This window comes from Stenotrophomonas sp. HMSC10F07 (assembly GCF_001807895.1).
GTDB lineage: Bacteria > Pseudomonadota > Gammaproteobacteria > Xanthomonadales > Xanthomonadaceae > Stenotrophomonas > Stenotrophomonas sepilia.
Genome location: NZ_KV791322.1, coordinates 1 through 13,548, shown reverse-complemented (window position 1 = coordinate 13,548; position 13,548 = coordinate 1). Strand labels below are relative to the sequence as shown.

At 64.1% G+C, this 13,548-nt stretch carries 13 protein-coding genes; 5 read left to right on the top strand and 8 right to left on the bottom strand.

Annotated features, from left to right (window positions below):
- The first annotated feature begins 138 nt into the window (after positions 1-138).
- The gene (gene smrA / locus HMPREF3114_RS01755) at positions 139-1,971 is read left to right on the top strand and encodes a multidrug efflux ABC transporter SmrA (RefSeq protein ID WP_070488865.1); all 1,833 of its coding nucleotides are present in this window, start codon (positions 139-141) and stop codon (positions 1,969-1,971) included.
- A 58-nt stretch (positions 1,972-2,029) separates the two neighbouring features.
- Here the strand turns inward: smrA and HMPREF3114_RS01750 are convergent, their stop codons facing one another.
- The 4 genes from HMPREF3114_RS01750 to HMPREF3114_RS21260 all read right to left on the bottom strand — a co-directional run bounded on the left by HMPREF3114_RS01750 (position 2,030) and on the right by HMPREF3114_RS21260 (position 5,006).
- A complete protein-coding gene (locus tag HMPREF3114_RS01750; protein ID WP_176746365.1) occupies positions 2,030-3,088 on the bottom strand; it encodes a TraB/GumN family protein in 1,059 nt (352 codons plus the stop codon).
- A gap of 2 nt (positions 3,089-3,090) precedes the next feature.
- On the bottom strand, positions 3,091-4,068 hold the full coding sequence (locus HMPREF3114_RS01745; protein WP_070488859.1) for an LpxL/LpxP family acyltransferase: 978 nt from the start codon (positions 4,066-4,068) through the stop codon (positions 3,091-3,093).
- Positions 4,040-4,747 (bottom strand): hypothetical protein, encoded by a 708-nt coding sequence (locus HMPREF3114_RS20860; RefSeq protein ID WP_141750767.1) that lies wholly within the window; start codon positions 4,745-4,747, stop codon positions 4,040-4,042. The genes HMPREF3114_RS01745 and HMPREF3114_RS20860 overlap by 29 nt, the downstream gene beginning before the upstream one ends.
- Positions 4,748-4,832: 85 nt before the next feature.
- Entirely contained in the window at positions 4,833-5,006 is a 174-nt protein-coding gene (locus HMPREF3114_RS21260) for a hypothetical protein (RefSeq protein ID WP_218086317.1), read from the bottom strand.
- Positions 5,007-5,537: 531 nt separating this feature from the next.
- Here HMPREF3114_RS21260 and agp point away from each other — a divergent pair.
- Entirely contained in the window at positions 5,538-6,776 is a 1,239-nt protein-coding gene (gene agp / locus HMPREF3114_RS01740; protein WP_070488889.1) for a bifunctional glucose-1-phosphatase/inositol phosphatase, read from the top strand.
- Between the two features lie 6 nt (positions 6,777-6,782).
- Here agp and HMPREF3114_RS01735 read toward each other — a convergent pair whose 3' ends face one another.
- Positions 6,783-7,784, bottom strand: a complete 1,002-nt coding sequence (locus HMPREF3114_RS01735; RefSeq protein WP_070488856.1) for a polysaccharide lyase — start codon at positions 7,782-7,784, stop codon at positions 6,783-6,785.
- Between the two features lie 144 nt (positions 7,785-7,928).
- Positions 7,929-9,737, bottom strand: a complete 1,809-nt coding sequence (locus HMPREF3114_RS01730) for a DUF885 domain-containing protein (RefSeq protein ID WP_070488853.1) — start codon at positions 9,735-9,737, stop codon at positions 7,929-7,931.
- A gap of 112 nt (positions 9,738-9,849) precedes the next feature.
- Here HMPREF3114_RS01730 and HMPREF3114_RS01725 point away from each other — a divergent pair, with 112 nt between their 5' ends.
- On the top strand, positions 9,850-10,206 hold the full coding sequence (locus tag HMPREF3114_RS01725) for a GFA family protein (RefSeq protein WP_053497067.1): 357 nt from the start codon (positions 9,850-9,852) through the stop codon (positions 10,204-10,206).
- Positions 10,203-11,018, top strand: a complete 816-nt coding sequence (locus HMPREF3114_RS01720) for a DUF4349 domain-containing protein (RefSeq protein WP_053497069.1) — start codon at positions 10,203-10,205, stop codon at positions 11,016-11,018. The genes HMPREF3114_RS01725 and HMPREF3114_RS01720 overlap by 4 nt, the downstream gene beginning before the upstream one ends.
- A 31-nt stretch (positions 11,019-11,049) precedes the next feature.
- On the opposite strand, the gene HMPREF3114_RS01715 is transcribed toward HMPREF3114_RS01720, so the two are convergent.
- Positions 11,050-11,343 carry a hypothetical protein gene (locus tag HMPREF3114_RS01715; RefSeq protein ID WP_005415831.1) on the bottom strand — a complete coding sequence of 98 codons (294 nt, stop codon included), beginning with the start codon at positions 11,341-11,343 and terminating at the stop codon, positions 11,050-11,052.
- 68 nt (positions 11,344-11,411) lie between these two features.
- Positions 11,412-12,356, bottom strand: coding sequence for a LysR substrate-binding domain-containing protein (locus HMPREF3114_RS01710; RefSeq protein ID WP_005415832.1), 945 nt, complete (start codon positions 12,354-12,356; stop codon positions 11,412-11,414).
- Positions 12,357-12,471: 115 nt separating this feature from the next.
- Here HMPREF3114_RS01710 and HMPREF3114_RS01705 point away from each other — a divergent pair, with 115 nt between their 5' ends.
- The gene (locus tag HMPREF3114_RS01705) at positions 12,472-13,344 is read left to right on the top strand and encodes a DMT family transporter (protein WP_053497070.1); all 873 of its coding nucleotides are present in this window, start codon (positions 12,472-12,474) and stop codon (positions 13,342-13,344) included.
- Positions 13,345-13,548: the final 204 nt, after the last annotated feature.

Here is a 13,548-nt window from a genome sequence, read left to right as displayed (position 1 = left end):
CATGCCCGGCGAGCGCGCAGCGCGGTTGCAGGGGGAATCGCCGGGCATGGCCCGGCGCTACCAGAACCGGGGCATCGTCGGCCGGCGTACACATCCGGCGTGGGATACTCCGCCGGCTATTGATGGCGAGGGAATGCGATGTTCCGTTGGTTTGAATCCCTGATCCCGGTTTTCCCGCCCGTGGATGGGCGCATGCCACCGCGCAAGGTGCTGCCGTTCTACCTGCACTACCTGCGCCCGATCTGGCCGGTGCTGCTGGCGACCCTGATTGCCGGCCTGCTGCTGGCGCTGGTGGAAGTGGCCATGTTCGACTACCTGGGCCGCATCGTCGACATGGTCGCCGAGCAGCCCGGTGCCGATTTCTTCAAGCGCCATGCCAATGAACTGGGCTGGATGCTGTTCATCACGGTCATCGCGCGGCCGATCCTGGTGGGCCTGCACAACCTGCTGGTCAACCAGGCGATCGTGCCCGGCCTGAGCAACCGCTCGCGCTGGCTGATGCACAACTACGTGGTGCGGCAGAGCCTGAGCTTCTTCCAGAACGACTTCGCCGGCAGCGTCGCCAACCGGGTGATGCAGACCGGTACCTCGCTGCGCGAGTCGGCGGTACAGATGGTCGATTCGCTCTGGTACATCGTGGTCTATACCGGCACGGCGCTGTACCTGTTCGCGCAGGCGGACTGGCGGTTGATGGTGCCGCTGGTCCTGTGGCTGCTGGCCTACGCGGTGATCATGGTCTACTTCGTGCCGCGCGCGAAGGAACGGGCCTGGATTGCGTCCGAAGCGCGCTCCAAGGCGATGGGCCGCATCGTCGATGGCTACACCAACATTCCCACGCTGAAACTGTTCGCCCATGGCGGGCGCGAACAGGCCTACGTGGCCGAGTCGATCCAGGAACTGGCGGTCAAGCACCGCGCGCAGACCCGGGTAACCACCGGCATGGACCTGACCATCGCCATCGTCAACGGTTTCCTGATTGCCGGCACCTGTGGGCTCGCGCTGTGGCTGTGGAATGGCGGCCATATCACCGTGGGCGCGATCACGCTGGCGACCGGCCTGGTGATCCGCATCCACAACATGTCCGGCTGGATCATGTGGACCATCAACGGCATCTTCGAGGACATCGGCACGGTGCAGGATGGCATCACCACCATCGCCCAGCCGCTGACCGTGCAGGACCGCGAGGATGCGGTGCCGTTGCAGGTGACCCGTGGCGGTGTGCACTTCCAGGACATCCACTTCCATTACGGCAAGAAGGGCGGTGTGATCGCTGGCCTCGACCTGGTGGTGAAGCCGGGCGAGAAGATCGGCCTGGTCGGTCCTTCCGGTGCCGGCAAGTCGACCCTGGTGAACGTGCTGCTGCGCCTGTACGACCTGGAAAGCGGCCGCATCCTGATCGACGGCCAGGACATTGCGTACGTCACCCAGGAAAGCCTGCGCCAGCAGATCGGCGTGGTCACCCAGGACACCTCGCTGCTGCATCGCTCGATCCGCGACAACCTGCTGTACGGCCGCCCGGATGCGACCGAGGAGCAGCTGCGTGCAGCCGTAGCCAAAGCACGTGCCGAAGCCTTCATCGATACGCTGGTGGACGGGCAGGGGCGTCGTGGCTACGACGCACACGTCGGCGAGCGCGGCGTGAAGCTGTCCGGTGGCCAGCGCCAGCGCATCGCCATTGCCCGCGTGCTGCTGAAGGACGCGCCGATCCTGGTGCTGGACGAAGCGACCTCGGCGCTGGACTCGGAAGTGGAAGCGGCGATCCAGGACAGCCTGGATGAGCTGATGGGCGACAAGACGGTGATCGCGATCGCGCACCGGCTCTCGACCATCGCGCGCATGGACCGGCTGGTGGTGATGGACCAGGGCCGCATCGTCGAGACCGGCAGCCATGCCGAACTGATTGCGGCCGGTGGCCTGTACGCGCGCCTGTGGGCGCGGCAGACCGGTGGTTTCGTGGCTGCCGATCAGTAACACCGATGGGTGTGTATCGCCCGGTGTCACAGTCCACTTCCATGGGGCTGGCTGAACATCAGTTCACGCCGGTCGTGTGGCTTGGAAGTAGTGGCTGATCGCCAACGATTGCTCCGGCATCGGAAGTGTATCCTTCTTCCATAAGCACGGCGGCCATGCCTTTTGAATGAAGAAGGTCCTCCAATGGCAGGGTGGTGAAAACGGTGTTGTGGCGGGAAGTGGTGGAGCGAAGCTCGTCGAGCCAGTGAGTTCCGCTCTCGACATCAAGGTTCAGGTTCATCGCGTTGGCGATTGCATCATTGGTCAGGCGGACCCAACACCGAGAGGGTGATGATGGAGCGTGCAGAAGTACGTCTGCTTCAATGTCTCCATCCGCCCATGCACGACCGATTTCGTCGACCCTATCGAGCCAAGGCTGCAGGCTTGAAGTGGCATCTGCGAAACACCTGCGGTCGAGCGCAGGATCAATGTGGAAATTCTGAATCGTCTGTCTGGCGGCCTCTACCGGCACAGAGAAGCGAGCGTCGACGATAGGCTTCCGGTGCCTTCGGGCTGTCCGGAGGATAGCCTTGGAAAGATGGCTGCCGGTGCTGATTTCGCTGGCCCTCAGTGCGGTGTCATGAGCCTTCCAGGCCGCGTACATCGGGCGCATTCTCTCAATGCTGGCGTCGCGCAGATTGTAGCGATGCTTGAGCTCGTTCCATCTCGCATACTCGGCGCCCGTAAGTGCGTCACGCAGCGTTCTGTCGCCCTCGAGGAACTTGAGTTTGCGGATGGAGGGCCACAGCAAGAGGCCGCCAAAGAATCCGCCATCGTGTTCGATTGTCACCCCTGGCGAGCTTAGAACCACGTCAGATGCTGAAATTGCGGCCTCCACGCTGCGGGTATCTATGAATAGGCCCTTCCTGAGAGGTTGAACCGTGCCCAGGACCAGCACGGTTGAATATCCCTTCGTGAACTTCCAGATGCGTGGCCCTGGCCTTGGAGGGGTCGCATGGACGGTGCGAAGGGGAGTAATGCTGGGCTCTTCTTCATCTCTGGCGTATCCATCGGCGGAAGAAAGCGCAATGAGAACAAGGCCTATCAAGCCGATTGACGAGGTGCGTAGTCCATCCATGTTCAATCCAGGCATGCTGTGAACATGGGGCGCGGATGGGTTCGCTGGTCTTTCGAAAACGTGCTCCATGCCGCATCAACTGTGTCGGGGTGAAAGTGCGGGAACCTCGATCTCTGCAGGAGATGCTGTCGGATGTACTGCCAATAGATGATCTGAGGACCCATCTCGCGTTCTAGAAAGCGGAAAATCTCCAATGTGGTCCAGTAGTCAGAAACGTCTGATGGAACCGGCGCTGGCGTGTGGCTCGGATTGATCAGGTCTCCGAGAACAGCGGTTGCCTGAAAATCGTGGTCAACGAGGGATACGACCGGCAGGATGCAACTCCCGGTTCTTCGCGCCATAGCGGCGGTGCCTAGCATGACGTCCAGGCGACGGCCAAGAAATGGAATACAAAAGGCTTCTTCGCGCAGGCGGTGAACGTCGGGCATCATGATGACAGCTGCCCCGCTCTTCAGGGCGCGAAGTGCTGTAGCGATTCCTTTTGCATTCGAGTGGACAATGCCAGCGCGACATCCGGCGCGATCGAACAGTCGTCGATAGAGATCGTCGAATAGCTCGTTGCCGGAGTGGTTAGTTGGATCACCGTATAAGATGTGAACATCACGATGGTGGCGAATGCTCTCCATCAGGCGGATGGCAGACAGGATGTAGTGGCCATGATGCGGAAGTGCGATCACAACTCCTCCGTCGCTCGGGAGCCTTTCATTGATTGACGAATAGTCGGAGCGATCTATGCAACGGATGGCTTCGAGAAGTGAATGGCGGTCAAGCCGTGCCAGTTGGGAGCTGATGGTGCTTTTCTGTTGATACCATCGATAGTATGAGTCCAGATCGAGTCCGCTCATTCTGCATGCCGAGTGGATAGCAACCCTTTCGCTGTCGGAGAGATGCAGGCCAAGCTGCTGCTCTGTCTGGATATCGTGTCGAATGGTCAGAATAGGGGCGTACTGATCAATCCCACAAGCCTGGCTGTTGCGCATCGCCGGGTTCCTTTCGTGGTTCGGATGCACGGTAAAAACTCTTCAGTTCTCCGTGGATCTGGTCAAATTTCATGGGATTGAAGTCTGGATGCTTCCAGTACATGTGCATCATGGCGGAGTGGAAAAGGCGCTGGCGGATTCTGCTTTCGGAAAGTCGTGTGCCCGGCTGCCGCTGGATCTGTGCTGCTTCTGCGAGCCAGTTGCTGCCTATTCGGCGATTGGCATCCAGATGGTCCGAAAGGACGCGCAGCACCGAAACAAGAGGGGAACCGGGAGGCAACGTTATTGCGCCTTCATGCGTGCATGCCATGAGGCGAACTCCGTGAAGGTTGTTCAGAATTGCCTCGACCAAGGATAGGAAGCGCTGCTGACCTTGGTGTGATGTCAGGACAGGCGCGTCAACGCTGGTTGTAAGTTGGTCGCTGAACACAACGAAGATGTGGCGTCCCGGTTTGCGCTCGAGCTTGTGAAGAGCCTCGGATGGCGCTATCGAGTATGTCGAGTCAGCACCAATGATCCCGGTGACCATTCCTCTTTTTGATAGGTCCATGGCACGGTCAATGTTGGAACGGGTCGTCGCCACAATGATGGCGGTCGACGATGTGCTATCCGTTGGGTACGGGAATGTCGCATCGCATGGGATATCGGGCTGCTGGAGTGTTGATGCTTTGGTGCTCATTTTATTTCAGCTGCGTGTGATCTTGAGCCTGAATCCGGCAGGTTGGGTTGATGGCACACGTACGAGCCGTGTGCCATCACCTTCCTTATCGCGGATCTTCGTAATTGTTGGACCCGCAGCAGTCGCTGCTGAATGCCGCAACTTTGATGTCGTCAACTTCGTCCTCAAAGATGGTGTCCAGCGCGTTTGCGTTTGCGCTGGAGAATTTCATCCACGTTGCGACGGTTCTCGGATCCGAGAGGGTCGCGGATACATTCATGACGTAGTTCCTTTGTCGAAAATAAGTGGAAGACCGGGAGCTATTTCTCGGTCGGCATCAAGAATGTGCCGTACGCGTGGCGCTTGGCTGTCGGTAACCGCAGTCCTGTGCCGTAGGACTTTCACTCGGAACTTCGTGTGGGCCAAGCAGATGATCTGCTGCTCGACGTTTCGAACCCGTTGATTGATCAATGCCGGGGGCCGATCTGGACACAGGTAGAGGCGGGGCATGGCGTGTAGTCGTCAGATTCGCGCAACGTTTGGTGATGCTTGCGACCGGAAGTAGTCGGAGGTGCTGGAACCTGGTGCGCCCGGATACTGGGGGCACGGTGGGCTTTTCACGACAAAAGACCTCTGCGTGCGGTTGAAGTCGGAACAGATCGACTCTCTTGAAGCTGCCGCTCGGCGGCATTGGCTGGCGGCTGTTCATCGCCATGGAGGTGCACAATGCAGGGTTGCATCCGCAGGGTCTGCGATACCCTTCGCACCGGAGCAGTGGATAATGCAGGCTCATCCGCTCCAGGTCACCGCAATGTATTTCCGCCTATTGCGTCGTCTACCGCTGGTGATGATGCTGGTCATGGCTGCACCGGGCATGGCAGCGAGTGGAGCGGCGGACGGTGTAGGTAATGAACAGCTCGAGCAGGTCGTCCTGCTCAGCCGCCACAACCTGCGCGCGCCGGTGGTCGCGTCGGGCGCCCTGGCCCATGCCACGCCAGAGCACTGGACACCCTGGGACGTAAGCCCCGGCGAGCTGACCACCAAGGGCGGCGTGCTGGAGGTCTACATGGGCCGCTACATCGGCCAGTGGCTGCGCCAGGCGCAGCTGCTGCCGGGGTCGGGTTGCCCGCAGCGGGCCGACTTTCACGCCCATGCCAACAGCCTGCAGCGCACCCAGGCGACCGCGCAGTTCTTCGTTGCCGGCGCGTTCCCGGGTTGTCATGTGGAGGTCGAGCAGCGCAGGGCGCTGGGCACGATGGATCCGTTGTTCAATCCGGTGATCCACCGTGACGATGCGGACTTCCGCGCCCGCGCGCTGGCGGCAATGCAGAACGCGCTGGCGGCAGCGGATCTGGCCCCGGCACTTTCCGTGGTGGAGGAAATCACCCGTTACCCGCAGTCGGCGGCCTGTGCGGGGCGCAGCGACTGTCATCTGGTGCCGGCCGATACCTCTTTCAGTGCGGAGCCGGGCAAGGAGCCTCGCGCCTCCGGTTCACTGGCACTGGCCAGCGGGCTGGTTGATGCCCTGTTGATGGAGCATTACCAGGGCAGTGGCATGCGCCGCGACGGTTGGGGGAGATTGAACACCCGGGCCCAATGGCAGGCGCTGGCGCAGATCCGCAACCTCTACCAGGACATCCTGTTCGGCACCGCCGAGGTGGCGCAGGATGTCGCCGGACCGCTGCTGACCCACGTCAATGCGTTGTTCGCTGATCCGGCGTCACCGAAGGTGACCCTGCTGGTCGGCCATGACTCCAACATCGGTTCCGTGCTGGCGGCGCTGGGCATCACCGACTACACGTTGCCGGGCCAGTACGAGAAGACGCCGATCGGTGGCCTGCTGCAGTTCGAGCGCTGGCGTGACCGCCAGACGGGTGGCGAGCGGTTTCGCCTGGCCTACGTCTACCCGACCACCGCACAGCTGCGTGGCGCACAGCCGCTGACCGAGGCGCAGCCGCCGGGCCATGTCGCGTTGCGGGTGCCGGGCTGCGCGGCGCAGGGCTGCACCATCGCGGAATTCCAGCGTCTGCTGCAACCGGCAGCCCGCTGAGGCGCGTCACCAGCGCAGGGGCGTGCGCACGATGCCGTGCGTGGCCATCAGGGTAAGGTCACCGCCCAAGCGCGGCGAATGGAACGGTCCGCGTGCATGCGCGGCATCGAACAGGCCGCCATCGGGTGAGCGCAACCGGTAGAACTCGACCCATCCGCTGGCCTGCAGGGGCAGTTGTGCAACACCGGTCTGCTGGTTGAACCACGCTGGGTCCTTGCTGCCTTCGATGACGCGACGCGCCAGGCGGTCGATGGCGTGATCGCGTCTGGCGTACCAGTCCTGACCGCGCAGCCGCGCCAGCTCCGCCATCATCACCAGCGGCGTCAGCGCGTAGTCGTGGTAGTGCAGGGCACGTTGCCCGCGCGCCATTTCCAGCGGCAGGCTGCCATCGTCCTGGATGTCATCGATGCCCTTCTGGAAGGCTGCATGACCAGCCTGCCACAGGGTCTGGTCATCGGTGACCAGGCCGGTGGCCAGCACGCCCAGGCCGCTCCAGTAGTAGTGATTGTTACGGCGCCGTTTCGGGTTGTCCCAGTAGGCCAGGTTGGCCCTTGCCAGCTGCTGCAGCCACGGATCGATGCGCGCGCGCTGCTGCGGGTCGGCCTGGTCATGCACTTTCAGGTAGGCCATGGCCACCGCATCGAGCATCCACTGCCGCATGTAGAACGACTGATCGTTGTTGACCCGGATCATCTGCCCGAGCATGGCGCCTTCGTCGGCCCACGCACCCAGCCAGTTCAACGTGCACTGCGCCGCTGCCGGGTCACCGCTGCGCAGATAGTCGTCGCTCATGTGCGCCACGTCGGCGGCATAGCGGTCCAGCGGCGCGGTGGCATCCTTGTTCTGCTGGTGCAGTGCCGGGTCGATCACCGAGCCGGCCTTGTCGGTGTAGTAGCCCAGGGCACGGATGTCGGGCTGGCCAGCGGGTGGCGCAGGGCACGCAGCAAAGGTACAGGCGCTGGCCAGCAGTGCGGGCAGCAGTGCAAGGCGGAGCAGAGGGAGAGACATGGATGCCGGTGGAAGGGGGAACCCGGCGAACGATGCGCCTGGCTCCGTTGCCGGCATGTGATGCGGCGATGGCGTGGCGATCCTGTGCAAACGGAACGGCCCGGGTTTGCCCGGGCCGCTCTCGTTCAACTCACACCTGCGCGATCACTCGATCGGCTGGTCCAGCATCAGCTGGCGGGCGAAACGCACCGGCGGTGCGCCGTAGGACAGCACCTGGTCGTGGTACGCCTTCAGGTTGAACTTGTCGCCCAGCTTTTCCTGCACTGCCTTGCGGGTGTCGAAGTGTTCCTGCGCACCGACGAAGTAGGTCGGCAGCTGTGCCGACGTCAGCTGTGCGCGCACCCACTTGCCCGCTGCCTCGCTCTCCTGCTGGAACGCATCGTGGGTCATCAGGTGCATCGCCTTTTCGCGATCCCAGTTGTCCACGTGCACGCCCTGGTCGAGGATCGCGTTGGAGATGGTGCGCAGGTAGAACTTCAGCTGCACCAGGTGGAACAGCGGATCGTTGTTGAGGTAACCCTGCTCCTGCATCATGCGCTCGGTGTAGACCGCCCAGCCTTCGGCGAACAGGCCCGAACGCAGCACCGCACGCAGGGGCGAGGGGAACTTGGCCGAGTGCCAGCCTTCCAGGTAATGGCCCGGAGTACCTTCATGGATGCTGAGCAGGTGGATCATGCGCGAGTTGTACTCACGCAGGAACGAGTCGACCTGCTTCTCGTTCCAGTCGTCCGGAATCGGCGACACGGCGTAGAAGGTCTTCAGGTTCTTGTCCAGCGGGCCCGGCGAATCGCAGTAGGCCACGGCCACGCCACGCTGGAATTCCGGCATCAGGATGATGTCCACCGGCGCATCGGGCAGCGTCATCAGATCGTGCTCGCGCACGAACGCGGTGGACTGCTCCAGCGCGGCCTTGGCATCGTCAACCACCTTGTCGCGTGCCGGCTTGTCGGCGTAGGCCAGTTCCAGCGCGGCCTCGATCGCCTTCTGCTGCTGCTCGTCGGTCGGCTGGGCCGGCATCTCAGGTGCACCCGGCTTGTCCTTCAGCACGGTCTGCGCGATGCCGTACATGTCCTCGCGCACGCGCTTGAGTTCGGCGCGCGCACGCTCACCGATCTCCTGGCGCGACAGCGAGGAGCTCAGCGCGAATTTCAGCTTCTGGTCGTATTTTTCCGCACCGATGCGGAAGTCGCCCTTGGCGTTTGGTACCAGGGTCTTGTCCAGCCAGGTCTGCTGCTCGTCCACGGCCTTCTTCAGGCCGTCGATGGCCGCTTGCAGACGCTGCTGGTCGGCCTGCGGCAGTTCGCCGATGTGCGGGGTGATGAAGGTATCGACGATGCTGAGGATGCCCTTGTTCTGCTTGGCAACGGTCTCGGCGTGGATCTTCGGCACGCGGGCCGGGTCCAGGTTCTCGCGGGCCTGGGCGAAGATCGCCGGCAGCTTCTCCATGCGCGCGGTGGCCGCCTTCAGGCGCTCCGGCAGCGGTGCGAACTCGCGCGCCATCAGGCCGTAGATCGCGCTGCCGGCGATGCCGTTGTACAGCTGCGGGTCCCACTTGCCGGACTGCAGCACTTCGGCGTTCCAGATTTCCGACTGCAGCTGGTTGCGCAGGATCGCTGCGTCCACCTGGTTCTCACGGCCCAGCTTGGCCACCTCGATCTTGTCCAGCTCGCCCAGCAGCGCCTTGTAGGCGGCCACGGTCTTCTGCTGGCCGGCGGCACTCAGGTCGTCCAGCTCGCTGTCGTAGCGGTGGTCACCGATCTGGGTGGCGCTGACTGGCGACAGCTGCATCCAGGTGTCCAGCGCGCGCTTGGACAGATCGGCGAAGGCCGCGTCGACCGCCGCGTCACCGGCCTGCTGGCTGGCGGCCGGGGTGGAAGCATTGGTCGGGGCGTCGGCCGGCTGGCAACCGGCCAGCGCGGCGACCAGGGCGAGGGCAAGAAGATGCGGGCGCATCGGCATTCCTGTACGGGGTCAAACCCTGAGCATAGGGCCCCGTCGCTGCTTTGTCCCCGTGCCATAGGATTACCATGGGCGGATTCAAGGACCCTCCAAAGGAGCGCAGGACATGGAATACCAAGGAAGCTGTCATTGCGGCAGGATCGCATTCACCGTACAGGCCGAGGCGCCGATCAGCGACGTCATCGACTGCAACTGTTCGATGTGCCGGCGTCGCGGCAGCCTGCTGTGGTTCGCCCCGCGTGCGGCGTTCCAGCTGGCCACCGATCCGGCTGACGTGGCCACCTACCACTTCAACAAGGCCCACATCGACCACCACCACTGCCGCCAGTGTGGTATCGCTCCCTACAGCGAAGCGGTCGACCCTCGCACCGGCACACCGATGGTGGCGGTGAACGTGCGCTGCGTGCCGCAGGTGGATCTGGCTGGCCTTTCGGTGACCTCCTACGACGGAGCGGCACTGTGAGGCCGGTGCGAGCGTGGACGCGCAGGGCGGCACTGCCGGTACTGCTGCTGGCGCTGGGCGCCTGCGCCAAGCAGGGCGACATGGTGGGGGATGCGGGCGCCACGGCCGCGGAGGCGGCCATCGCTTCGCCGGAAGGCGCCTTCCTGGCCTACGAACATGACGTGCAGGTGCAGCTGGAAGCGGCGCAGATCGCACCGCGCATCCAGCAGATCGCTCAGGCCTGCCAGAGCGCGAAGTTCGGTGACTGTGCAGTGTTGCAGGTCGAGCAGCACGGCGGCGAGCAGCCCAGCGGTGAAGTGAAGGTGCGCATCGCCCCGAAGGGCACCGAGCCGCTGATCGCGATGGCTGGTGAAGGCGGCAAGCTGCAGTCCCGCAATACGCGCGCCGAGGATCTCGCGCAGGCGGTGGCCGACACGGCATTGACCAAGGCGCGGCTTGAAAAGGAGCACGCCCGCCTGCTGTCCTACCAGGACCGCAAGGACCTGAAGGTCGAAGACCTGATGGCGATCACCACGCGCCTGTCGGAGATCGAGGCGGGTGTCGAGCAGGCCAACAAGGACGCCGCGCAGCAGCGTCGGCGCATCGATACCCAGCTGGTGGCGATCCACTTCGACACCACCTCTGGCCAGCGCAGCCGCAGCGAGATCGGCGAGGCGCTGAGCGAGTCGGGCAGCATCCTCAGCACCAGCATTGCGTTCCTGATCCGCGCTGCTGCCGCGCTGCTGCCGGTGGCGGTGCTGGCCTTGATCGGGGCCTGGGGTGTGCGGGCATGGTGGCGTCGCCGCCGTCGCAAGCTACCGCCCAACCCCTGAGGTGAAGGCCGATGCCGGCCGTCAGCCGGCATCAGCCCTCGTCGGTCTCGTACTCGACGAACACATCGAGCTCCAGCGCCAGTTCCTGCACCGCATCGCGCACCTTCTGCGCGGTGCTTTCATTGCCGACTTCCACTTCCAGTTCGTGGATGCCCGGGCCGATGTCATCGGACAGCCCGGCCGAACTGGAATCGTCATCGTCCATGTGCGGCATCAGGTCGTCGGTTTCTTCGACATGTTCGATGCCGTCCAGGCCGAGCAGCAGGTCGCTGATGGCGCGGGCGTCGTCTTCGGTTCCGGTGATGCGCAGTCGCAGCATGGCCATGGCATAGGTACGTTGTGGGTTCGCCAGCAGCCTAGCCAGCGTGAGGCAAAGAACGGGTGAGGGCGCAGTCAGGCGTGCGTTGCCGGCCGCCCGAGCAGGCTGTCCGGCAATGCCGGAATCGGCGTGCGCTCGTCCTGCGCCTGTTCCAGCAACCAGTCGATGAACAGGCGCGCGGCCGGGCTCGGCGGTTGCCCTTCTGCGTGCACCACGTGATAGGCATAGCGCGCCTTCAATGCCGGGCCGGGCAGGCGTACCACCTCGTAGCGCTGCAGGTAGGGCTGGGCGATGTGGGTGCGCGCCAGCACCGCGCCCATGCCATACACCGCTGCACGCATCGCGTCGGTGCTGTCGGCAAAGGTGTGCATCGGCGGCATCGGCGACGGCGGGCGCGCGCCGGCGTGGCGGAACCAGTCGCGCCAGCCCTGCGGCGACAGGTCGGTCAGCAGCGGCAGCTCGGCGATGCGCGCCGGATCGACCAGCGTTTCGACCCCGGCCAGTGCCGGTGAGGCCACCGGGAACAGGTAGTCATCCATCAGGTGCTGCGCACGCAGGCCCGGCCATTGGCCCAGCCCGTAGCGGATGCCGACTTCCGGTCCGTTGTCGTCATAGCGATCCAGCCCGCTGCCGGTGTGCAGCTCGATGCGGATGTGTGGATAGGCCTGGGTGAAGCGTGGCAGTCGCGGCAGCAGCCAGCAGTACGAGAGCGAGCGCAGCGTGGTGATCCGCAGCGGCACGCTGTCGGCATCCGGTTGCAGGTGATGGGCCACCGCCGCGACATCGGTGAAGGCGGCGCTGGCGGCGTCGGCCAGCTGCCGGCCCTCGGCGGTCAGGCGCACGCCGCGGGCGTGGCGCAGGAACAGGCGAACTTCAAGTACTTCTTCCAGGCGGCGCACGTGGTGACTGACCGCGCTGGCGGTCAGGTGCAGCTCCTGCGCGGCCTGGGCGAAATTCTGGTGGCGTGCGGCGACCGCGAACACGGCCAGTGCGGGGAGCAGGGAAGGACGGAGCAGCATGTCGAGCCTCAAACCATATTTGTGGCTGACAGCGATACTACGCGCTTGTGCGGCGGGCGTCTGCGCCTGATCCTGTCTGCCTTGGCGAGGAACAGGCGATGGACGGAGGCAGGACATGAATGCGATCCCACAGGCGGCCGAGCGCGACTGGCGCACGCCGCTGGAATTGACCCTGCTGGGCGCCATCTGGGGCTGCTCGTTCCTGTTCATGCGGGTGGCGGTGCCGTCGTTCGGCCCATTCGCGTTGGTCGAGGTACGGCTGGTGCTGGGGGCGCTGGTGCTGCTGCCGTTCCTGTGGCGCGCCCGCGCGCAGTTCCCGCCGCGCCGCTGGCTGTGGTTGGCACCGATCGGCCTGATCAACTCAGCGCTGCCGTTTGTGCTGTTTGCCTACGCCGCCGAGCAGGCGCCGGCCGCGATCGGTGCGATCTGCAATGCGATGACGGTGCTGTTCGCCGCGCTGATCGCGTTCCTGTTCTTCGGCGAGAAGATCGGCATGCGTCGTGCCGGGGCGCTGCTGGTCGGCTTCGCCGGCGTGGTGGTGCTGGCCACGGCCAAGGTCTCCGGCCTGAGCATCGGCACCGCAGTGCTGGCCGGTGCGGCGGCATCGCTGCTGTACGGCCTGGGCGTGAACCTGGTGAAGCGGCACATGACCGGGTTGCCGTCGGCCGCCGCCGCGGCGGCAACGCTGTCGTGCGCCTCGCTGTGGATGCTGCCGATGGCGGTCAGCCACTGGCCGCAGGCGGCGATTCCGTTGAAGGCCTGGGGCGCGGCGATCGCATTGGGCGTGGCCTGTACCGGGCTGGCGTTCCTGATGTTCTATCGCCTGATCGGTCGTATCGGCCCGTCGCGGGCGTCGACGGTGACCTACCTGATTCCGTTGTTCGGTGCGGCGTTTGCGTGGTTGTTCCTGGATGAGCCGGTGACGCTGCAGATGTTGGTGGCGGGGGCGTTGATTCTGGGTAGCGTGGCGGTGAGTCAGAAGGGCTGAGGCGTTGGCGTTTTGCGCGTGGCGCGTGCTGAAGGTGCTTCATTGTTCATGGGCGTCACTTTTCTTTTCGCGCGAAAAGAAAAGTAACCAAAAGAAACGCGCCGCCAGGTCGCGAGCCGCCGCGCTTCGCACGTCGGTCCCCTGCGCTTCTCGGTGAATCAGGGGACGGTGCCGAACTCGCTGCGCTCAGACATCGGCACCTCT